We start from the raw sequence: 20,357 nt of genomic DNA, 5'->3' as shown, positions 1-20,357 counted from the left end.
CGGGGTCAACCGGCGGTGCCGGTCGCGGGCTTGCCCTGGGCGATGGCTTCGGCGTCAACGCCCGCGGACGGTTCACCGATCAGCTGCAGCAGGGCGCCATCACGCAGGGTGACCTTGCCGGTGGTGACTACGCGATCGCCCTCGCTCAAGCCGCCGCGCACTTCCGCCACACTGCCGCTCAGGTGGCCGATTTCGATCGGGGTACGCACCGCGCGGCCCTCGCGGACCACGAACACGGCAGGCACGCCCTCGCCCTCGATCAGTGCCTCGCGCGGCACCGTCAGCGCCTGCTGGCGCTCGTCGTAGATCACTTCGATACGCCCGAACATGCCGGGCTTGAGCACGCCGCTGGGCTCGCTGAAAGCCGCCACCACCCGGAAGGTGCCGCTGGCGGCGTCCACCACCGGGCTGACGCGATCGATCGAACCGTCGAAGACCACGCCGGGCGCAGCATCCACGCGCAGGGCCACCGGCTGGCCGGCCTTGAGCGTCGCCAGCTCGCGCTCGGGCACGTTGAGCACGGCCTCCAGTCGCGAGGTGTCGACCACCCGGAACATGGCCTGGTTGATCTGGATGAGATTGCCTTCCTTGGCCATGCGCTGGGCGACCACGCCGTCGAAGGGCGCCACGATCTCCGTGTAGGACAGCTCAAGCTTGGCCATCTCATAGGCAGCGCGCTGGGTATCGAGGTCAAAGCGCAGGCGCTCGTGCGCCTCGGCCGCGAGCAGCTTGCGCTCGAACAGCTCCTGGGCACGTCGATACTCTGCTTCCAGCTTGCGCAGCATGGCTTCGTTGCGCTGCACCTCCAGTCGCGGGCGCTCAGGATCGATCCGCGCCAGCACCTGGCCCGCCTTCACGCGATCGCCCTCTTCGGCGAACAGGCGCAGCAGAACGCCCGAGGTCTTGGCCACCACCTGGGCCTCGCCCGGCGCTTCCAGTGGCGCCGTTCCGCTGTAGCTGGCGGTCACGCTTTGGCGCACGGCCAGCGCGGATTCCACGGGCACCGCCTGCTCCTCACGCCCGCCGGTCTTTTTTTCCTGGTCGGCCTGGGCTGCAGAATCGCCCGTGTCTGCGGCATTTTCGGAGCGACCGCAGCCCGCTGCGAACACGAGGGCAGCTGCGAGGACGCAGGCCCCGAGCAGGCGCACGGGAGTCGTCAGGATGGGCGGTGAGGATTGCGCGCGCATGGCGGATACCGGGGAGAGGCTGGGGGGGGAGTGGTGTTATAGTTGTCTACATCACCACCATTGTCAAGCACTGAGCCACTGGGCTGCGTCTGCAAATCCGGCGATGCCGCGGAATGACGGCCAGAAGCGTGGACGAAGCCCGCCCTTGATGCGCGTGAAGGACGGCATGCCCTGTCGAAACGAGAGAACCGCGGTGGGTGCGCACCTGACCCACCAAGGCTGGCTCCCTGCACGCCGCTGAGGCTATACTCCGCCGCTTTCCAACGTGCCGTGAACCTGCCGAAAGACAGGCCAGCGCGCTCCAAACGCCACACCTCGACGCTGGAACCCATCGATGAAGCCGATCCTGCGAATCGTCGCGAGCCTCGCCCTGGCGACTGCTGCACTGCCCGCCCTGGCCGAAGGCAATGCCGAGAACGGCAAGCTGCTGGCCTACACCTGCACCGGATGCCACGGGATCGCGGGCTACAAGAACGTCTACCCGCACTATCACGTGCCCAAGATCGCCGGCCAGAACTACGAGTACCTGGTGGCTGCGCTGACGGCCTACCAGAACGGCGAGCGTCCGCACCCGACCATGCGCGCGCAGGCCGAGGGCTACAGCCAGCAGGAACTGCGCGATATCGCGGCCTTCCTCTCCAGCTACAACAAGGGTGACGCCCAGTGAGCGCGCAGATCCTGACCTCGGCGGCCCTGGCCGCACTGCTGACCTTCTTTGCGACCTCTGCGGACGCCCGCCGCGGCAACGTTGAGGCCGGGCGCGAACTGGCCAAGACCTGCCAGGCCTGTCACGGCGCTGACGGAAACGGCATTGGCGACGGCCAGTACCCGAATCTGGCCGGCCAGTACGAGGACTATCTGCTGCAGGCGCTCAAGGCCTACAAGTCCGGCCAGCGCAACAACGCCATCATGGCCGGCTTCGTCGCCGGTCTGGACGAGCAGCAGATGGCCGATCTCGCCGCCTACTTCGCTGCGCAACAGGGGCCGCTGAGCGATCTGCGCGGCATGAAGTAAGCGCTGCGCAACTGCTGCAAACGAAGACCCCGCGCCTGGCGCGGGGTTTTCGTTTTGGAGCCGCGCCTCGCGGCGACGGATCGCCGCTCCGGCCTGTGCGCGACCTACCAGTGCACGCCGCGCATCAACGCCGCAAAGGCGATCTGCTCGGAGGACGGCTGCACTTCCCCGCCCTTTTGGCCCTGCGCCGCGGCGGAATCCGGGAACAGCTGGAAGGCGGTGTTCATCACCACTTCGTAGGCCTTGGGCGCGATGGCATTCAGCACCGCTGAGAAGATGCCGAGCCGTGTTGCAATGCGCGCCGGCCGCTCGATGATCGCCTGCACGATCAAGTCCGCCGCCTCGTCCGGCGAGATGGTCGGCACCGAGTCGTACATCTTGGTCGGCGCGATCATCGGCGTACGCACCAGCGGCATGTTGATCGTGGTGAAGGCGATACCGTGGCCCGAGAACTCGCCCTGCGCGCAGCGACTGAAGGCATCCAGCGCGGCCTTCGAAGCCACGTAGGCCGAGAACCGCGGTGAGTTCGCCAGCACGCCGATCGAGCTGATGTTGATGATCTGGCCGCGACGGCGCTCGCTCATGCCCGGCAGCACGCCCATGATCAGGCGCAGCGAGCCGAAGTAGTTCAGCTGCATGGTGCGCTCGAAGTCGTGGAAACGGTCGTAGGACAGCGCGATGGATCGACGGATCGAGCGCCCGGCGTTGTTGACCAGAATGTCAACCCGACCGTGCTCCGCCATGACCTGCCGCAACAGCTCATCGCAGGAGTTCAGGTCAGCGAGATCGGCGGTATAGGCGTGGCAGTTGCCGCCGGCGGCGATGATCTCGTCACGGGTCTTGAACAGCTCCTCCTGGCCGCGGGCGACGATCACCGTCACCGCACCCGCGGCCGCGACCTTGAAGGCCGCAGAGCGGCCGATGCCGGACGAAGCGCCGGTGATCAACACGACCTTGCCGGCGACCCGACCGCGCAGCGAGCGATCGACGAACAGCTCGGGGTCGAGGTGACGCTCCCAGTGGTCCCAGAGGCGCCACGCATAGCTTTCGAGGTCGGGCACGCGTATGCCCGAGCCTTTCAGCGCGCGCTCGGTCTCGCGGCAATCGAAGCGGGTCGGATAGTTGATGAGGCCCAGCACCGAGGACGGAATGCCGAGGTCTTTGAGCACCATGCCGGTGAAGCGCTTGACCGGGGCGAGGCTGCCCAGCGCCATGCGCACAGGCGCGGGGATGAAGCTGAACATGCGTGCGTCGAGCCGCATGCTCATCTGCGGCGCATGTCCAGCGCGGGCGAACAGGTTCAGCACCTCACCAATGCGCCGCGGCGCGGGATCGGTGAGGTGGAAGCAGCCGCCATCGAGACCGGGCTTGTGGGCGATGTGGTCCATTGCGTCGGCGACGTAATCCACCGGCACCATGTTCATGCGTCCGCCTTCGATGCCGACGGTTGGCATCCATGGCGGCAACACACTGCGCAGCTTCTTGATCAGGGTGAAGAAGTAGTAGGGGCCGTCGATCTTGTCGATTTCGCCGGTCTTCGAATGGCCGATCACCATCGAGGGGCGATAGATGCGGTAAGGGATGCTGCAACGCTCGCGAACGACCTTCTCCGCTTCGTGCTTGGTGCGGAAGTACGGATGGTCGAGCTTTTCCGCCTCGGCGAACATGTCCTCGCGGAACACGCCGCTGTACAGGCCGGCGACGGCGATCGAACTGGTGTGGTGGAAGGTCTTGGCGCCGATCGCCTCGGCGCATTCGATGGCGTGACGGGTGCCGTCGACGTTGGGGCCGATCTGCGCCTCGGCGCTGGCGGCAAGGTCGTAAATAGCCGCGAGATGGAAAAAGTGCTTGACCTTGCCCGAGAGGGACTTCAGCTGAGCCGGACTGACCCCGAGCTTTGACTTGCCCAGATCGCCGATCACCGGCTGCACCCGCGCCATGTCCCAACCCATGCGCTCGCCGATGTCCTTCAGCTTGCTCTGCGAACTCTTGCGCACCAGTACGTAGACGGTGCCCTTGCGCTTCAGCAGGTTGCTGACCAGGTGGCGGCCGATGAAGCCGGTCGCGCCGGTGACGAAATAGCTCATTGCAGTCCCTCCCTCGTGATCGTCTGCCGCGTCCGGAGCACCCCGTCCGGCGCCGCATGGTGTGGACGCCAAGATAGCGCCCGACGCGCCCGCCGCCTACCCGTCATGTTCGCTTCATGTGACTGCAACCTGGGCGTACGCGGGCCGTCATCTGCGGCCGCGATGCTGCACCGCTTCCGGGGCCTGTGAGCCCCCCGCAAGCAGCCAGGAGCACGCCATGCAGCACGACGCCAGCCCCGCCCCCTACGGCACCGTGGATTTCGACCACGAAGACAGCAACCGCTCGCGCAATCCGCACTTCGCCGAGGTGCTGGCCAGCCGCAGCCGCCGCGACCTGTTGAAAGGCAGCCTGGCCGCCGCGGTCGGCGCCATGTTCATCAGCCACGACGTCCTGGCTGGCGTCGCTCGTCCGCAAGGCTTTCTCAACGGCGAGAAGAACTTGCCCCTGCCGCTGCCGACCCGCCCGGGTTTCGCGCCGGTGGCGGTGACCCGCGCCGACACGGTGACCGTACCGGCGGGCTATACCGCCCGTCCGGCCTTCCGCTGGGGTGATGCCCTGTTTGCCGACTCGCCGGCCTACAAGCCCGATGGCACCAATACCGGGGCTGACCAGGAGAAGCTCATTGGTCAGAACCACGACGGCATGCACTACTTCACGCTCGACTTCTCGCAGCGCAACCAGCGCGGCCTGCTGGTGATGAACCACGAATACATCGAGCAGAGCGAGCTGCATCCGAACGGCCAGCAGCTGGTCGACGGCAAGCGTCTGGCCGACGACGTGCGCAAGGAAATTGCCGCTCACGGCGTCACCGTGATGGAAGTGGCACGCCAGGGCAGCGGTGAATGGAGCGTGGTCAGGGGCTCCCGCTACAACCGGCGCATCACCGCCAACACGCCCTGCGAGATCGGCGGCCCGGTCCGCGGAAGCCGCCATGTGGTCACCAAGTACAGCCCGGATGGCACCCGCACGCGCGGAACCATCAACAACTGCGCCAACGGCTACACCCCGTGGGGCACCTATCTGACCTGCGAGGAGAACTGGGCCGGCTATTTCGTCAACCGCGGCCAGCGCGGCCGCGACCAGAGCCGCTACGGGGTTCCGACCTCCAACAGCCGCTACCGCTGGGACACCGTGGAAGAGCGCTTCGACGCGAGCCCGAGGGGCGACTCGGCGGCAGCGGACTACCGCAACGAGCCGAACGGTCAGGGCTGGATCCTCGAAATCGACCCCTACAACCCCAGCGCGATGCCGGTGAAGCGAACCGCGATGGGCCGCTTTGCCCATGAAGGCTGCGTGTTCGCCCCGGTCAAGGTTGGCCGCCCGATGGCCTTCTACTCGGGCGACGACTCGCAGAACGAATACATCTACAAGTTCGTGACCCGCGACGTCTATCTGCCTGCGCCGCTGAGCGTCGCCCGCAACGCACTCGACCGCGGCACCCTGTACGTGGCCAGGTTCAATGCCGACGGCACTGGCGAATGGCTGCCTCTGGACTTCAACGACGCCGGCTTCCGCGCCAAGGCGGCGGCAGCGGGCGTGCAGTTCGAAGACCAGGCTGACGTACTGATCAACACGCGCCTCGCCGCGGACGTGGTCGGCGCGACCAGGATGGACCGCCCCGAATGGGGTGCGGTGGACCCGCGCGACGGTCGCGTCTACTTCACCCTGACCAACAACAGCTCGCGCACCGAGCAGCAGGAAGACGCGGCCAACCCGCGCGGCCCCAACCCCTTCGGCCACATCATCCGCTGGCGCGAGAACGGCGACGACCATGCCGCCACCGGTTTCAGCTGGGACATCTTCCTGCTGTCGGGCACGGAGGCAGACAGCGCCAATCCGGCAGCGGGCGCCTCGGCCAAGCTGGATGCCAGCTCGATCCACGCCAGCCCTGATGGCCTCTGGTTCGATCCGGCGGGCCTGCTCTGGATCCAGACCGACATGAGCGGCAGCCAGCTCGGCTCCGGCCCGTTCGGCAACAACGCGATGCTCGCCGTGGATCCGGCGTCGGGCGACATCCGCCGATTCCTGGTCGGCCCTGTGGGCTGCGAGGTGACCGGCATCGCCGCGACGCCCGATCTGCGCACCCTGTTCGTCAACATCCAGCATCCTGCAGACGGCAGCAGCTGGCCGGACGGCAATGGCGCCCGACCGCGTTCGGCGACCGTGGTCGTCACCAAGGACGACGGTGGCATCATCGGCACCTGAGCCAGCACTTCAACGCTTCGCGGCAGAACGGACGACGCGCGCATGACCTGCGCGCGTCGTCCACGTTTGACCCCTGTTTCGCACGCGTGCTATCAACGCGACCTCCAGCGCGTCGCGCTGCCAGCCAGTCGTCCCCGGGGGGAATCCATGAGTGACCTTAAGAGCCGCTTCGAAGCCGCGTCCGTGGCCGTGAAATCACTGCCCGACCGCCCCGACAACGACACCCTGCTGCAGCTTTACGCGCTCTACAAGCAGGGCGCCGAGGGCGATGTCAGCGGGCCCAAGCCGGGCTTCTTCGATTTCGTCGGCACCGCCAAGTACGAGGCCTGGGCCAAGCTCGCCGGCACCTCCAAGGACGCGGCGATGGAAAAGTACGTCGCGCTCGTCAACAAGCTCACCGGCTGATCGCGCGGTCCGCGCGAGCCACATGGCCAAGGACACCCGCGAACGCATTCTCGAGGCGAGCCTCGCGCTGTTCAATGCGCGCGGCGAGCCCAATGTCAGCACCAACCATATCGCCGACGAGCTGGAGATCAGTCCCGGCAACCTGTACTACCACTTCCGCAACAAGGACGACATCATCGAGCAGCTGTTCGCGCGCTTCGAGTCGCGCATGGACAGTGCACTCGCAGCCCCGGACGACCGCCTGCCGACGCTGGAGGACATCTGGCTGCAGCTGCACGCCGTGTTCGAATGCATCTGGGATTTCCGCTTCGTCTACCGCGATCTGGTCGACATCACCAGCCGCAACCGCAAGCTGCGCATGCACTTCGCACGGATCTTCAAGCGCGCCGGGGAAAACGCCATCCGCATCATGCAGGGCCTGGTGCGCGCGGAGGTGATGCGCGCCAGCGCCGATGAGATCCAGGCGACCTCGACCAACATCCTGCTGATCTCCACCTTCTGGCTGAACTTCAGCGCCGTGCGCGGCGAGCAGGACGAGCGCGAGAGCATCAACCGCGGCATCCACCAGGTACTGATGCTGATCGCCCCTTTCCTGCGCGACGCCGAGCGTGTGCACCTGCACCATCTGCTGGCGGCATACAGGTGAGAGGCCGGAATTCGATATTGGGGATTCGGGATTCGTAAGAGCCGGCGGGATCTGGCCCTCCTACAGTGTCGGAACTCTCTGGAAGGCGGTCACTGCGACGGCGGTGTATCGCGGCGTCGGGGCAAATACGCCGAAAGCAACAAGGCCCGCGCGAGCGGGCTTTGTTGTTGTGGGCGGCGGCAAAGCGCAATCAGGCGCGGCGCGTACGCTTCTTCGCGACCGGCTTGACGGCAGCGCGCCGGACCGGGGCGCGCTTGTTGGCGGCCTTGCGCTTGGCCTTGGGCGCGCGGTTCAGCAGCTTTTCGACGCGGACGATAAGCGGCTGGCTGGCCTGTTCGACGCGGTTGCGGACCTGTTCGGCCAGCTCGACCACACGCCCACCGGCGGCGCCGGCCTCCAGCTGCACGCGTTCGGCAATGCGGCGGCCACGCTTCTCGATGCGGCCCAGCAGGCCGCGACCCTCGCGGCGGGCGATAGCGGCAAGGCCGAGCGCGGCGAGCGTCAGGTTGCGGGGGCTGAGCTCGGCCTTGGCCGGCTTGGTGATACGACGGGCTTTGATCTGCTTCATGGAGAGCTTCCTGTGCGCGGAGCGAAGCGCCGGGCGGCGCACGCGGCACCGCAAGGGCGCCGCAGCGCATGCTAGGTTTGCCCGATAGAACAAACACACTATGCGCAGCGCGCGCGTACGGAGGTTTCGGATGGCCAAGAGCAAAAGCTGGGCGGCGTTTCCGCATGACAGCAAGGGCTTCGACTACGCCGGCGCCAAGCTGGAGAAGGCCTGGGCCAAGCTGCACGCCGGCGACTGCGAGCCCTACCCTGACGAGGCCGATGTCGCCACCAGCCTCAAAGCCGCGAAGCTGAAGCTCGATACAGGCGAAGCCGCGGCGACGCTGCAGCAGGCCTGGCGGGCTTTCCATGCGGGCGACTTCCAGCAGGCCTTCGAGTTGGGCGAATCCTTGGGCGTGCTCGGTGCGTCTGTCGCAGTGAAGGCAGGCGGCATCCACGGCAGCCATCTGCTGGATTCCGACGCGGCCAAGCTCAAGCGCTACGAGCAGCTGGTGACGCTGGCCGAGGCCGCGTCCGAGGTCCTGCCCAAGCGCGCCAACAGCCACTTCCGCCGGGCGTTCGCGATCGGCCGCTACAGCCAGAGCATCTCGATCGCCAAGGCCCTGACCCAAGGGCTGGCGGGCAAGGTCAAGGAGAGCCTGGATGCCGCGCTCAAGCTCGCGCCCAAGCATGCCGAGGCGCACACCGCGCTGGGCCTCTACCACGCCGAGATCATCAACAAGGTCGGCAGCATGCTGGGCGGCCTGACCTACGGCGCCAAGGCAGCGCTGGGCGAGAAACACCTCGCGACCGCAGTCGAGCTGACGCCCGACTCGCCGATCGCCCACATCGAGTACGGCAACGGCCTGATGCTGCTCTACGGCGACAAGCGCGAGGACGATGCCGCTGCGGCCTACGAGCGCGCCGCCAGGCTGAAGCCCAAGGACGCGATGGAGAAGCTCGACGCCGAGTTCGCGCGCAGCCAGCTCGAGGACGAGTGAGGCGCATCCCGGGCGGGCGCCTGCGGACTCCGCCCGGGTAACTCCCGACTACTTCAGCGAAGCGAGATACGCCGTCAGCGCCTGCAGGTCTTCCTGCGGCAGTTCGGCGTAGTCCCGCTTGGCCTTGATCGCGCGCGGCGACAGATCGTCCTGCACGGATTCGTCAGCGATCGCGAAGTGCAGGATCTCGGTCTCGGACAGACGCGAGCCGACGCCATCCAGCGGGCTGCGCGGGCTGCCCTCGCCGGCGATCGAATGGCACATCAGGCAGTCATTGGCTTCGAGCACCGCGCGTCCGCGCGCCAGCAGGGCGGCATCGGCGCCGTCCGCGGCCACGCTGGCCACCAAGGCGGTGCCCGCGGGCGGGTTCTGCACGGCGGCAAAAGCAGCCGACAGCAGCACGACCATCAGACCGGTGATGGCAGCCAAGCGGCGGGCCCAGAGTTCTCGCATGGTGTGTCTCCTCGTGGTGGCGATGCGTGTTCGGGTTCAGGCGAGATCGAAGATCTCGGAGTGCAGGCGCGCCAGCGGCACGCCGAGTGCGTCGAGGCTGCGTTCGGACAGGCGGATCATCGGCTCCGGGCCGCAGACGAAATAGTGCAGGCGATCACGCTGCCCCGGCAGGTGCCGGTTCAACACTTCAGCCGTGATGAAACCGCGCTCGCCCTGCCAGTCCGCGGGTGGATCTCCGAGCACATGCACGACCTTCAGAGAGAGCTGCTGCTGCAGGGCTTCAAGCTCCTCGCGGAACACAATGCGTTCGACATCGCGGTTGCCGTAGAACAGCCACAGCGGCCGGGCGTCCTTCTGATCGGCCAGCCAGCGCAGCAGGCTCATCACCGGCGCGATGCCGACGCCGCCGGCAATGAAGACCAGCCCGGGCGCATCCTCGTGGCCCTCGACGCCGAAGTTGCCGTAGGGCCCATCCACCCAGGCGCTCTCGCCGGGCTTGAGGCTGCCGATGGTGCGGGTGAAGTCACCCAGTTCCTTGATGGTGAACTCCAGCCTGCCCGGCCGGCTGGGGCTGGAGGCGATCGAGAAGGGATGCTCGCGCATGCCGAAAGGCGAGGCGCGCAGGCTCAGCCAGGCGAACTGGCCCGGGCGATAATCGAAGCCCCGGCCATCCTCGGGCTCGACCGCTACCGTCCAGCTGCGGCCGCGCTCGGGGCGCACCTCGACCACGGTCCAAGGTCGCCGGATCAAGGCCAACGGACGCAGGCCGCGCACCCACAGCACCAGACCCAGCCAGAACGCACCGAGTCCCGCCCACAGCGCGTATTTCCACGGCACTTCGAGGTAGCTGGCCGAGCCCAGCACGTGCACGAGGGCTGCAACGAGGCCGATCACCGCCAGCACCACGTGCACGCGGCGCCAGCGGTCGTACTCCAGCCGCAGCCGCTTGCGCCACAGCGAACTGGCGACCAGCGCAAGAAAAGCGAAGACAGCGACCCAGCCAGCACTCATGTGGATCGGCGCGTTGACGAAGTCTATCCGCCCCACGGCCGCAGGGAAACGCAGCAGAAGGATGAGCGCGTGGATCACCAGCAAAGCTGTGGCGATCGAGGCGAGATGGCGATGGAAGTAATAGATGAGGTCAATGCCGAAGGGTGCGGTGGCCCGCTTGAAGCGCGCGGTCAGGGCGAACTGCAGGCCCATCATCGCCAAGGAGGCATAGCCCAAGGCCAACGCGAAGTCCCACCAGAAGCCGCCGGGTCGCGGCCGTTCGCCAAGCAGCAGCAGGCCCAGCGGTGCGACCACAAGCAGCACGTAGACAAACAGCCAGAAGGCCGCACGCTGCTGCAGGGGCGTGTGGGTGCCGCGCTGACTCATGGCATCTTCCTGGCGGAGGTGGGGGATGGAGTTATCGCCCTGCGGAGCGACTGCAAGGATGGCGGCGCCTGATCGGGCCGCCCCGATCAGGATCAAAACCAGCTTGGCTACATTTGTCTAGACTTGCCCACATTCCGATGCGCGGGGGCGCGTTCATGCATTCGATCATGCGGCGCCTGCGCGCGCTTGCTCCAGTCCTTTGCGCCGCTCTGCTGTTGCTTGTGACGGACGCACGGCTCGCTCACGCCCAGCTTCCCGAAGCCGCCGACACCTGTCTCGCCTGCCACGACGATCCCGAGCTCAACGCCGTCCTGCACGGACCGCACGCCGTGCTGTCCGACCCACGCAACCGCTTCGCCGAAGAGGGCTGCGCGAGTTGCCACGGCGCCAGCGAGGCCCATATGCGCCGCCCACCGCGCGGCGAGCCACGCTCCGCCACCGACGTGCGATTCGCCAAGGGTGAAGGCGGTGGCGCCGGCGATGCGGTATGCCTCGACTGCCACCGCAACAGCGCCCTGCACTGGACCGCCAGTGCGCATGCCGACGCTGGCCTCGCCTGCGTCGACTGCCACCAGTTGCACACGCTCGACGATCCCATGCTCAGCGCCGACACCGAGGTCGCGCACTGCGCCAGCTGCCATCGCAAGGAGCATGCCGAATTCATGAAGGTCTCGGCGCATCCGCTGGACATGGGTCGCATGCAGTGCAGCGATTGCCACGCCCCGCACGGCAGCGCCACGCCGGGGGCACTCACGCGCAGCACGCTCAACGAGACCTGCCACGAATGCCACGCCGAGATGCGCGGTCCGTTTCTTTGGGAGCATCCGCCGGCCGCCGAAGACTGCATGAGCTGCCACACCCCACACGGCAGCTCGCATGCGGCCCTGCTGAAGCAGCGCACGCCCTTCCTCTGCCAGCAGTGCCATCTGGCCCAGTTCCATCCGAGCACGGCGCTGTCTGGCACCGGGCTGTCCGGCAGCAGCCTGCCCTCGGGCTCGACCTCGCTGATGGGCCAGGACTGCCTCAACTGCCATCAGCAGGTGCACGGCAGCAACCATCCCTCCGGCGTTGGCGCCACGCGATAGGAGACAGCCATGCAGTGCAGGATCGCTCCGCTCGCCACGGCTCTCGCCCTCGCGCTGGCCTCCACCAGCAGCCTTTCGGCGCCAGCGAAGGACGCCCCCGCTTGGCTGCCCGTGGACGATGGCTGCCACAGTCTGGTGCTGACGGCCGCCCTGCCCAGCGCCGATCCCTTCCGCCGCGGCGCGCTCGCCGGCCGCGCGCAGGACGAAGGCGCCTTGGGCCTGCTGGATCTGCTGCTGTGCCAACCGTTGTCGCCCGAGACCTCGCGCTTCTGGCGCGCGGAAGTGCGCGATGCCGGCGGTCCGCAGCCAAGTGTCTCGCTCGCCCTGGGCGAAGCCGGCCGCTGGCGCATTGAGGCGGAAGGCGGGCGCCTCTCCAGCGGAGTGACTCAGGTGCTCACCCCGATGCACGCCGACGGCCGCGGCGGCTTCGCCCTGCCCGCGGGCTGGGTGCCCGGCGCCACCACCGCCGCGATGCGCGAGCTGCTGCCCTCGCTGGTGCCGGTCGAGCTTGAGCGCCGTCGCGGCCAGGCCGAGCTGCGCGGCCGCGCGATCCTCGGCGCGCACCTGCAGCTCGATGCCCGCTATCGCGAAAGCCAGCAGTCCGGCCTGCGCCGCTTCGCCGCGGTCAGCGGAAACACCGGCGGCAATGCGCGCGCGATCCTGCTCGCCGCCCCGCTGGACCAGCGCACGCGCACGGCCGACCTCGGCCTGCTGCACGCCGGCCCGCGCCTGCAGCTGCGCACCGGCTTCTACCTCTCGCACTTCGACAACGCGCTCGATGCACTCAGTTGGCAGACGCCCTTCGCCCAGGTGGCCGGATGGGCTGCGGGGACGGGGTCGCCCGCACTCAATCGCGCCCAGCCCGCGCCCGACAACCGCTTCCACCAGCTGAGTCTCGCCGCCGGCTATGCGCTCTCGCCCAGCCTGCGCCTCAACGCCGATCTCGCCGTCGGGCAGATGCGGCAGAACCAGGCCTATCTTGACTACAGCGCGGTGCCGGCCCTGCTGGCGGCGCTGTCGGTGCCGCTGCCCCGTCCCGACCTCGACGGCCGCGTCGACACCCGCCTGCTCAGCCTGCGCCTGGCCCAGCGCTCGGACAGCGCGCTGCGCTGGGACGCGCGCCTGCGCATCGATGACCGCGACAACCGCACGCCGGTCGACGAGTACGTCTACATCAGCGGTGACTCCGAACTGCAGAGCGCCGCCGCCAACAGCGCGCGCCGGCGCTTCAACGTCGCCCCCGGCTATCGTGACAGCCTGTACGCGCTGGGCGCCGGCTGGCATCCGCATCAGCGCTTCGGCATCGACGCCGAACTCGCCCACCAGGCCATCAAGCGCACGGCCTCGGCGCGCAGCGACAGCCGTGAGCAGCGACTGCTGCTCAAGCTGCGGCACCGCGTGGGCGAACGCTTCGACTACGGTTTCAAGCTGGGCGGCGCGGACCGCGAAGGCTCGACCTATCTGGGCAGCCGCGACTTTGTCGAGAGCCACAGTCCCGACTACATCGCCAGCGTGCCGGGCGCCTTCGAGAATCTTCCCGGCCTGCGCCAGTACCACCTGGCCGACCGCCGTCGGCATCAGGTCGGCGGCTTCGCCAGCTTCGCGGCCAGCGCGCGCAGCCAGTGGAACTTGAGCCTCGGCGAGGTGCGCGATGACTACCGCGCCTCGGAGTTCGGCCTCACCGACAGCCGAGTACGCCACGTGCAGCTGGATCTCGCGCAGGGGCTGACGCAGAACCTCTGGCTGAATGCCTTCGCCGGCCGCGAATGGCTGGATGCCGCGCAGCGCGGGCGGGCCTTCCAGGGCGGCGCCAACCGCCTGCCGCAGGCCAATGACCCCAACCGCAACTGGTCGGTCAAACACGCCGACACGGTGGACAGCCTGGGCGTGGGCCTCGCCCATCGTGCACCCGGCTCGCGCCTGCGCCTGCGCGCCGATGCCAGCCTCAGCGATGCGCAGGGCGCGCTGCGCGTCACGACCGGCAGCGCGCTCACCAGCGCACCCTTGCCCGACACCCGCGCCCGCCTGCTGCGGGTCGATGCCGGCTTCGAATACGTGCTGCGCGAAGGGGTCGAGCTGGGACTGCATTACCGCCTCGAACGCTTCGACGGCGCCGACTTCGCCGAGGACGGGACCGCGCCGAACACCCTGGCCAATGTCATCCTGCTCGGCGATGAGAGCCCGGACTATCGGGCGCAGGCCTGGCTGTTGAACCTGCGCTGGCGGTTCTGACGGGGATTCGGGATTCGGGATTCGGGATTCGGGATTCGGGATTCGGGATTCGGGATTCGGGATTCGGGATTCGGGATTCGGGATTCGGGAAGAGCTTGAACGAAGCGAGCACGGATGCAATCAAGCATTGCGCTCGCGAGTGCATAGGGTGGGCCCTGGCCCACCATGGCCTGGACCTCGCCGTTCATGTCGCGTGCTCGGCGCGCTTTCATCGGCAAACCGAACGCCCCAACGGGTCACCGCGGCCATTCCGGGTTTCATCAACGAACAGCCTGACCGGAGGCGAGCGTCGAGCTCCGGTGGGCCAGGGCCCACCCCATGAGCTCGTGGGAATCCGTGCTCCCGCGGGAGCGACTCCGCGACCTGTGCTGCGCCCACATGGACGCAACCAGCGCTCCATTTGCCGGCTAGCATGTGTGGCCGCCCTCCCCCGTGCAGCCACTCACCGATGATCCCCGATGCCGGCAGCCATTACCCCATCCTCACCGCCATGCTGGCCCCGGCCCTGCTGATGGCGGCCACCGGTTCGCTGCTGATCTCGGCCAACAACCGGCTGGCACGCGTGGTCGATCGCCTGCGCGCGCTGCTGCAGACGCGCGGCGAATGCGGCAATGAGGAACTTCGCGCTGCGGTGGATCGGCAGATCACCCAGCACCGTCGCCGCAGCCACTACGTGCTGCGCGCCTGCGTGCTGCTGTACGTGGCGCTGGGCGCCTTCGTTGCCACCAGCCTCGCGCTTGCGATTGACGCCTACACCGGCTTCGCCCTGGGCGAAGTGCCCGCGGGCTTCGCCCTGTTCGGCGTGGCCTCGCTGCTGGTGGCCAGCGTGGCCATGGGGCTGGAAGTGCATCTGGCGGTGAACGGCCTGAACACCGAGCTGGAGCTCAGCCTGAAGCGCCGGGTGCAAACCCAGGCTGCGAAGAAGGAGTGACGCCCGGGTCGGCGGGCGCGCGAGAGGCTTGCTGGCGAGCCTGCCGAAGCGCCTGCCAAAGCCTCGCCATCCGCTGCAGCGATTCATCAGAGGACGCGGCGATCAGGAGATCCTCGATCGACACCCAGGCCAGGGCCAGCGATTCCTCGCTGACCGCGAAGACCTCATCACTACCGGCGCGAACGACGTAGCGCACGTCGTAGTGCCAATGGCCCGGCACTTCGCCGCGCTCGGGAATCCAGTGGCGATCGAGATCGAACAGCCCGCCCTCGAGACTCAGGCCCTGCAGGCCCGACTCTTCCTCGGCCTCCCGAAGCGCAACGGCCGCCAGATCCGCATCGCCATCGGCGTGACCGCCCAGCTGCAGCCAGCGCTGCAGCTTGCGGTGATGGGTCAGCAGCACCCGCTGTCCGTCTCCTGACACCAGCCAGGCCGAGCCTGTGAAGTGGCCGGCCAGACGCTCGCGCGAAAACGCCAGCGGGTCAGCCAGCAGGTCGATGTACGCGGCGGCGAGATCGGCCTGCGGCGGACAGCGAAGCGCGTGCGCCTCGAACGCCGCGCGGAGATGCGCGCGGCGTTCGGGCGTGTCGATCGGGCTCGTCATCGCCTGCGTTAAGCCGCTTCGCGGAGCGACGTCGGCTTAAATGAACTGTTATGCGTCGTCACGCAGACCCACGACTTCCGGTCTACGACGCTCCATGTGGGTCCGCTCGGAGCCAGCGTCCAAGCCTCCTGTATGCACCAGTCGTGGCGGCGACAGTAGAGAACATCTCCGCCAGACGAGTACCAACGCTCCTCGAACTGCTTGGGAGGATTGGCGAACTTTGTTGAGACCAACCCAATCAACTGCGCCGAATTAGCAGGAGGGGACTCGAGGAGAGTCCAAATAGCTGGCTGGCCCGTCAAGCACTCGTCGTCCCTTGGGGCGGGTTGATCCGGCCCACTGGCGCAAGCGACAAGCAAAGCGAAGACGGCTGGAATGATTAGACGCATAACGCAGGCTTACGCGAATGGATCCTTCAGCACGATATTCGCGTTGCGGTCCGGGCCGGTCGAGACCATCGCCAGCGGACAGCCAACAAGCTCCTCCAACGAGCGCAGGTAGGCGCGCGCGGCCGGCGGCAGCTTGTCCCATTCCGTGACGCCGTGGGTGGACTCGCTCCAACCCGGGAACTCGAGATACACCGGCTCGCACTCTTCCCAGCCGGCCGCATCCAGCGGCGCGTACTCGGTTTCCTTTCCGCGATAGCGGTAGCCGATGCACATCTTCAGGCTGGACAAGCCATCGAGCACATCGAGCTTGGTCACGCACAGGCCGGTGATGCCGTTGATCGCCACCGCTCGCTTCAGCGCGACGATATCGATCCAGCCGCAGCGGCGCGGGCGGCCGGTGGTGGCGCCGAACTCCTGGCCGCGACGACGGATCTCCTCGCCCAGTTCGTCCTTCAGTTCGGTCGGGAACGGGCCGCCGCCGACGCGGGTGGCATAGGCCTTGGCGATGCCAAGCACATAATCGATGGCGTCCGCGCCCACACCGGTGCCAGCCAGCGCGCCACCGGTGGTGGTGTTGCTGGAGGTGACGTAGGGATAGGTGCCGTGGTCGATGTCCAGCAGCGAACCCTGCGCGCCCTCGAAGAGCACCTGCTTGCCCTGCTTGCGCAGCTCGTGCAGCAGGCCGGCCACATCGGCCTTCATCGGCTCGACGTACTCGCCGAAGGCCAGCGCCTCGTCCAGGGTCTTCTGGTAGTCGACCGCTTCCACGCCCAGGTACTGGGTCAGTACGAAGTTGTGGTAATCGAGCACGTTGCGCAGCTTCTCGGCCAGCTCACCCGGGTAGTGCAGGTCCGAGACGCGAACGCCGCGACGCGCGACCTTGTCCTCGTAGGCCGGACCGATGCCGCGACCGGTGGTGCCGATCGCCTTGCCGCCGGCCTTCTTCTCGCGAGCCTGATCCAGCGCGATGTGGTACGGCATGATCAGCGGCGTCGCCGGGCTGATCTTCAGCCGCGAGCGCACGTCGATACCTTCGGCTTCGAGCTCGCCGATCTCCTTCCGCAGCGCCGCCGGCGACAGCACCACGCCGTTGCCGATCATGCACAGCACGCCCGGATGCAGGATGCCGGACGGAATCAGGTGCAGCACCGTTTTCTTGCCGCCGATGACCAGCGTGTGGCCGGCATTGTGGCCGCCCTGGAAACGCACCACGCCACCGACGCGCTCGGTGAGGAGGTCGACGATTTTGCCTTTGCCTTCGTCGCCCCACTGCGCCCCGAGAACTACAACCGACTGACCCATTTCAAGCACTCCACATTGATGATCGTTTCGGCACCCCACCGTGGGGCGACGTCGCTTCTGGTCTCGGCTCCTGCCTCGACTCAGAAGCCGGCGGCGGGCTCCTGCCCGCCGCGCTCAAGCCCGCGGGCAACCGGTGGTTGCCCGGCGCACGGGCTTTCGCCCCCACTGCGCCCCGAGAACTACAACCGACTGACCCACCCAAGCACTCCACATTGATGATCGTTTCGGCACCCCGCCGTGGGGCGACCTCGCTTCTGGTCTCGGCTCCTGCCTCGACTCAGAAGCCGGCAGCGGGCTCCTGCCCGCCGCGCTCAAGCCCGCGGGCAAGCCATGCTTGCCCGGCGCAATTCCATTCATAGGGTGGGCCCTGGCCCACCGTGGGCGCGACTCCGGCCGCCACCTGTGCGGGCGCCAGAAACGCCAAAGCCGGGGTACGAGACCCCGGCTTTGCGAGATTATCCGCGAATCATGCGGCCGCTGCACGCCCTCGCGAACGGGCGGCGTCAGCGCACGAACTGCAGCGCCACCAGCCCCGCGATCATCATCAACCCGCCGATCTGCCTGAGCGCCCGCGCGTCCATCTGCATCAACCGTTCGGCCGCCTGTTTCCAGGCATCGGGGGCGGCGAACAGCAGCAGCCCCTCCAACACCAGCACGAGACAGAGGGCAGCGAGCAGATCGGTCATGGCTACGTGCTCCCAGGGCGGCGCGCCCTGTGGCGCGCCGCATCAGGCCCTCAGCGCTGCGGCGCCTGCTCGAAGAAACGCAGGAACTCGGCATCCCGATCGAGCACCAGCACGCTGTCACCACGCGCAAAGGCTTCGCGGTAGGCCTGCAGGCTGCGGTGGAAGGCGTAGAACTCGGCGTCGGCCCCGTAGGCCTGAGCGTAGATCTCGGCGGCACGCGCGTCGCCCTCACCGCGGATGCGCTCGGCGTCGCGCTGCGCTTCCGCCACCAGCACCTGACGCTGACGATCAGCATCGGAGCGGATGGTCTCGGAAATCTCCTGACCTTCCGCGCGCAGCTCGTTGGCCACACGCAGGCGCTCTGCGCGCATGCGCTGGAAGACCGAGCCGATCACCTCGCTGTCCTCGGGCAGGTCGATGCGCTTGATTCTCACATCCACGACTTCGATGCCGAGGTCACGCACTCGCTGGTTGCCAACATCGACGAAGCGCTGGGCCAGATCGCGGCGCTCACCGGCGACCACGGCCTGCAGGGTGCGCTGGGCGATCTCGTTGCGGATGACCTCGGTGATGATCGGCAACAGGCGCTGGCGGGCCTGCTCCTCGATGCCGCTGGTGGCGGTGTAGAAGCGCTGCACATCGGCGATGCGCCACTTCACGAAGAAATCGACGTTGACGTCCTTCTTCTCGAACGTGAGGTAACGCTCGGGCCGCGAGTCCAGCGACAGGATACGGCGGTCGAAGCTCATCACGTTCTGCACCACCGGCAGCTTGAAATGCAGGCCGGGCTGGATGTCGGTCTCGACCACGCGACCCAGCTGGAAGCGGATTCCGACGTGGCTCTCCTCGATCTTGTACAGGCTGGATACCAGCACGAGCAGCAGCGCTGCGATGACGATCAGCAGTGAGGGTCTCATCGGCGGCTCTCCTCGCGGCTCGGACGCTCGGGGCGGCCGCTGTTGCGGTTGCGCTCGCCGGCGGCCGCGCCGGTCGAAGCAGGCAGATTGGGCTGCAGCTGTGGCAAGGCCGCCGCGGCCGCGGGCAGGCGGGACTGCGGGCCCTGTCCGCCATCGCCGCCGACCGGCAGATACAGCACGTTATTGCCGTCACCGGAGTAGATGGTGCGGTTGTTGGCCAGCACTTCCTGCATGGTTTCGAGGTACAGGCGGCGACGCGTGACCTCGGGCGCCTTGCGGTACTCGCCGGCCAGCAGGCGGAAGCGTTCGGCCTCACCGGTGGCGCGGGCGATCGCGGCTTCGCGGTAACCCTCGGCCTGGGTGCGCACGCGTGCGGCCTCGCCTCGGGCTTCCGGTACCACGGTGCTGCGGTAGGCCTCGGCTTCGCTCTCGATGCGCTCCTTGTCCTCGCGCGCGCTGATGGCGTCGTCAAAGGCCTCGCGCACTTCCTGCGGCGGTCGGGCGTTGGGGATGTTGAGCACGGTCACCTGCAGGCCGGTGGCGTAGCTGTCCAGCGTGGCCTGCAGGCGGGTCTGGGCCTCTGCCGCCAGCGCGGCGCGCTCGCCGGTCAGGATCGCGTCCATCTGGCTGCCGCCGATGACATCGCGGATCGCGCTCTCGGCGGCCTGCTTCAGGGTTTCCTCGGGCTCGCGGGTGCCGAAGAAGAAGTTCTTCGGATCACTGACCACGAACTGCACCCCGTAATCGATCTGCACGATGTTCTCGTCCGCAGTCAGCAGGCGAACCTGGTCGGAGACACTGCGAACGCGGGTGACGTCGAGCTTCAGTACGCGCTCGACCGGGTTCGGCCACTTGAAGTTCGGTCCGGGGGCCATGATCCGGTCGAACTTGCCGAAGCGCAGCACCACGCCACGCTCGCGCTCGTCGACCAAAACGACCGAATCGAAGGCCGCCCAAGCCAGCACGGCAAGCAGCACCAGCAGCATCAGGCCGCGCCCCACCGGGTCCTGGCCCTCACCGCGGCGCGAGGGGTCGCCGCCGCCGGAGCCACCGAAGACCCGGTTCAGGCTCGCCTTCAGCTTGTTGAGGAAGGCCTCGACATCGGCGCCGGGATCGTTGTTGTTGTTCCAGGGGTCGCGGTCCTTGCCGCCACCGCTGCCTCCGCCGCCAGGTTGGTTCCAGGCCATCGAATGCTCCATACGTGATCGCTGCGCTGCCCGCAGCCGACGCGCGATGCGGTCGTCTTTACGGGCGTGAATCCAAGGGGCCGGAGTGTAGCAGCCACCCGG

The 20,357-nt window shown here is 67.7% G+C and carries 19 protein-coding genes; 9 read left to right on the top strand and 10 right to left on the bottom strand.

From position 1 onward, the window contains the following. Positions 1 to 5 precede the first annotated feature (5 nt). On the bottom strand, positions 6 to 1,187 hold the full coding sequence (locus tag BLP83_RS02255; protein WP_091238282.1) for an efflux RND transporter periplasmic adaptor subunit: 1,182 nt from the start codon (positions 1,185 to 1,187) through the stop codon (positions 6 to 8). Positions 1,188 to 1,521: 334 nt separating this feature from the next. Here BLP83_RS02255 and BLP83_RS02250 point away from each other — a divergent pair, with 334 nt between their 5' ends. Next, entirely contained in the window at positions 1,522 to 1,854 is a 333-nt protein-coding gene (locus BLP83_RS02250) for a c-type cytochrome (protein WP_091238278.1), read from the top strand. Beyond that, positions 1,851 to 2,201 carry a c-type cytochrome gene (locus tag BLP83_RS02245; protein ID WP_176763972.1) on the top strand — a complete coding sequence of 117 codons (351 nt, stop codon included), beginning with the start codon at positions 1,851 to 1,853 and terminating at the stop codon, positions 2,199 to 2,201. Before BLP83_RS02250 ends, BLP83_RS02245 begins: the two co-directional genes overlap by 4 nt. Positions 2,202 to 2,305: 104 nt before the next feature. Here the strand turns inward: BLP83_RS02245 and BLP83_RS02240 are convergent, their stop codons facing one another. Continuing rightward, on the bottom strand, positions 2,306 to 4,288 hold the full coding sequence (locus tag BLP83_RS02240; protein ID WP_091238275.1) for an SDR family oxidoreductase: 1,983 nt from the start codon (positions 4,286 to 4,288) through the stop codon (positions 2,306 to 2,308). Between the two features lie 217 nt (positions 4,289 to 4,505). Between BLP83_RS02240 and BLP83_RS02235 the strand changes: the two genes are divergently transcribed. From BLP83_RS02235 to BLP83_RS02225, 3 genes are all read left to right on the top strand, one after another. Next, complete coding sequence (locus BLP83_RS02235) at positions 4,506 to 6,494, top strand: PhoX family protein (protein WP_091238272.1); 1,989 nt, start codon at positions 4,506 to 4,508, stop codon at positions 6,492 to 6,494. Positions 6,495 to 6,641: 147 nt separating this feature from the next. After that, a complete protein-coding gene (locus BLP83_RS02230) occupies positions 6,642 to 6,899 on the top strand; it encodes an acyl-CoA-binding protein (protein WP_091238269.1) in 258 nt (85 codons plus the stop codon). A gap of 22 nt (positions 6,900 to 6,921) precedes the next feature. Continuing rightward, entirely contained in the window at positions 6,922 to 7,545 is a 624-nt protein-coding gene (locus tag BLP83_RS02225; RefSeq protein ID WP_091238266.1) for a TetR/AcrR family transcriptional regulator, read from the top strand. Positions 7,546 to 7,735: 190 nt separating this feature from the next. Here the strand turns inward: BLP83_RS02225 and BLP83_RS02220 are convergent, their stop codons facing one another. Continuing rightward, positions 7,736 to 8,113, bottom strand: a complete 378-nt coding sequence (locus tag BLP83_RS02220; RefSeq protein ID WP_091238264.1) for a hypothetical protein — start codon at positions 8,111 to 8,113, stop codon at positions 7,736 to 7,738. Between the two features lie 130 nt (positions 8,114 to 8,243). On the opposite strand from BLP83_RS02220, the gene BLP83_RS02215 reads away from it, so the two are divergent. Further along, entirely contained in the window at positions 8,244 to 9,092 is an 849-nt protein-coding gene (locus tag BLP83_RS02215; protein WP_091238262.1) for a tetratricopeptide repeat protein, read from the top strand. Positions 9,093 to 9,140: 48 nt separating this feature from the next. Here BLP83_RS02215 and BLP83_RS02210 read toward each other — a convergent pair whose 3' ends face one another. Next, positions 9,141 to 9,545, bottom strand: a complete 405-nt coding sequence (locus tag BLP83_RS02210) for a c-type cytochrome (protein WP_091238260.1) — start codon at positions 9,543 to 9,545, stop codon at positions 9,141 to 9,143. 36 nt (positions 9,546 to 9,581) lie between these two features. Further along, positions 9,582 to 10,922 (bottom strand): ferredoxin reductase family protein, encoded by a 1,341-nt coding sequence (locus tag BLP83_RS02205; RefSeq protein WP_091238257.1) that lies wholly within the window; start codon positions 10,920 to 10,922, stop codon positions 9,582 to 9,584. A gap of 155 nt (positions 10,923 to 11,077) precedes the next feature. On the opposite strand from BLP83_RS02205, the gene BLP83_RS02200 reads away from it, so the two are divergent. The 3 genes from BLP83_RS02200 to BLP83_RS02185 all read left to right on the top strand — a co-directional run bounded on the left by BLP83_RS02200 (position 11,078) and on the right by BLP83_RS02185 (position 15,170). After that, complete coding sequence (locus tag BLP83_RS02200; protein ID WP_176763971.1) at positions 11,078 to 12,007, top strand: DmsE family decaheme c-type cytochrome; 930 nt, start codon at positions 11,078 to 11,080, stop codon at positions 12,005 to 12,007. Positions 12,008 to 12,016: 9 nt separating this feature from the next. Next, positions 12,017 to 14,239, top strand: coding sequence for an MtrB/PioB family decaheme-associated outer membrane protein (locus tag BLP83_RS02195; protein WP_091238253.1), 2,223 nt, complete (start codon positions 12,017 to 12,019; stop codon positions 14,237 to 14,239). A gap of 448 nt (positions 14,240 to 14,687) precedes the next feature. After that, positions 14,688 to 15,170, top strand: coding sequence for a DUF2721 domain-containing protein (locus BLP83_RS02185; RefSeq protein WP_176763970.1), 483 nt, complete (start codon positions 14,688 to 14,690; stop codon positions 15,168 to 15,170). Here BLP83_RS02185 and BLP83_RS02180 read toward each other — a convergent pair. From BLP83_RS02180 to hflK, 5 genes are all read right to left on the bottom strand, one after another. Further along, positions 15,124 to 15,774 carry an NUDIX hydrolase gene (locus BLP83_RS02180; protein WP_091238245.1) on the bottom strand — a complete coding sequence of 217 codons (651 nt, stop codon included), beginning with the start codon at positions 15,772 to 15,774 and terminating at the stop codon, positions 15,124 to 15,126. The genes BLP83_RS02185 and BLP83_RS02180 overlap by 47 nt on opposite strands. A 398-nt stretch (positions 15,775 to 16,172) precedes the next feature. Continuing rightward, positions 16,173 to 17,465: an adenylosuccinate synthase gene (locus tag BLP83_RS02175; protein WP_091238243.1), complete on the bottom strand. Its 1,293-nt coding sequence runs from the start codon at positions 17,463 to 17,465 to the stop codon at positions 16,173 to 16,175. A gap of 503 nt (positions 17,466 to 17,968) precedes the next feature. Beyond that, a complete protein-coding gene (locus BLP83_RS02170; protein WP_091238240.1) occupies positions 17,969 to 18,151 on the bottom strand; it encodes a DUF2065 family protein in 183 nt (60 codons plus the stop codon). Between the two features lie 50 nt (positions 18,152 to 18,201). Then, positions 18,202 to 19,068, bottom strand: coding sequence for a protease modulator HflC (hflC, locus tag BLP83_RS02165; RefSeq protein ID WP_091238238.1), 867 nt, complete (start codon positions 19,066 to 19,068; stop codon positions 18,202 to 18,204). After that, positions 19,065 to 20,255: an FtsH protease activity modulator HflK gene (hflK, locus tag BLP83_RS02160; protein WP_176763969.1), complete on the bottom strand. Its 1,191-nt coding sequence runs from the start codon at positions 20,253 to 20,255 to the stop codon at positions 19,065 to 19,067. Before hflK ends, hflC begins: the two co-directional genes overlap by 4 nt. Between the last annotated feature and the right edge of the window lie 102 nt (positions 20,256 to 20,357).

It is taken from the genome of Aquimonas voraii (genome assembly GCF_900101825.1).
Lineage (GTDB): Bacteria > Pseudomonadota > Gammaproteobacteria > Xanthomonadales > Xanthomonadaceae > Aquimonas > Aquimonas voraii.
The sequence above is the reverse complement of the archived record's forward strand: the minus strand, read 5'-3'. Positions and strand labels throughout refer to the sequence as shown.

Bases quoted from the DNA above. Each gene is read 5' to 3' on its own strand.
- BLP83_RS02255 (WP_091238282.1), bottom strand. From the start codon at position 1,187: ATGCGCGCGCAATCCTCACCGCCCATCCTGACGACTCCCGTGCGCCTG.
- BLP83_RS02250 (WP_091238278.1), top strand. From the start codon at position 1,522: ATGAAGCCGATCCTGCGAATCGTCGCGAGCCTCGCCCTGGCGACTGCT.
- BLP83_RS02240 (WP_091238275.1), bottom strand. From the start codon at position 4,288: ATGAGCTATTTCGTCACCGGCGCGACCGGCTTCATCGGCCGCCACCTG.
- BLP83_RS02235 (WP_091238272.1), top strand. From the start codon at position 4,506: ATGCAGCACGACGCCAGCCCCGCCCCCTACGGCACCGTGGATTTCGAC.
- BLP83_RS02230 (WP_091238269.1), top strand. From the start codon at position 6,642: ATGAGTGACCTTAAGAGCCGCTTCGAAGCCGCGTCCGTGGCCGTGAAA.
- BLP83_RS02225 (WP_091238266.1), top strand. From the start codon at position 6,922: ATGGCCAAGGACACCCGCGAACGCATTCTCGAGGCGAGCCTCGCGCTG.
- BLP83_RS02220 (WP_091238264.1), bottom strand. From the start codon at position 8,113: ATGAAGCAGATCAAAGCCCGTCGTATCACCAAGCCGGCCAAGGCCGAG.
- BLP83_RS02215 (WP_091238262.1), top strand. From the start codon at position 8,244: ATGGCCAAGAGCAAAAGCTGGGCGGCGTTTCCGCATGACAGCAAGGGC.
- BLP83_RS02210 (WP_091238260.1), bottom strand. From the start codon at position 9,545: ATGCGAGAACTCTGGGCCCGCCGCTTGGCTGCCATCACCGGTCTGATG.
- BLP83_RS02205 (WP_091238257.1), bottom strand. From the start codon at position 10,922: ATGAGTCAGCGCGGCACCCACACGCCCCTGCAGCAGCGTGCGGCCTTC.
- BLP83_RS02200 (WP_176763971.1), top strand. From the start codon at position 11,078: ATGCATTCGATCATGCGGCGCCTGCGCGCGCTTGCTCCAGTCCTTTGC.
- BLP83_RS02195 (WP_091238253.1), top strand. From the start codon at position 12,017: ATGCAGTGCAGGATCGCTCCGCTCGCCACGGCTCTCGCCCTCGCGCTG.
- BLP83_RS02185 (WP_176763970.1), top strand. From the start codon at position 14,688: ATGATCCCCGATGCCGGCAGCCATTACCCCATCCTCACCGCCATGCTG.
- BLP83_RS02180 (WP_091238245.1), bottom strand. From the start codon at position 15,774: ATGACGAGCCCGATCGACACGCCCGAACGCCGCGCGCATCTCCGCGCG.
- BLP83_RS02175 (WP_091238243.1), bottom strand. From the start codon at position 17,465: ATGGGTCAGTCGGTTGTAGTTCTCGGGGCGCAGTGGGGCGACGAAGGC.
- BLP83_RS02170 (WP_091238240.1), bottom strand. From the start codon at position 18,151: ATGACCGATCTGCTCGCTGCCCTCTGTCTCGTGCTGGTGTTGGAGGGG.
- hflC (WP_091238238.1), bottom strand. From the start codon at position 19,068: ATGAGACCCTCACTGCTGATCGTCATCGCAGCGCTGCTGCTCGTGCTG.
- hflK (WP_176763969.1), bottom strand. From the start codon at position 20,255: ATGGCCTGGAACCAACCTGGCGGCGGAGGCAGCGGTGGCGGCAAGGAC.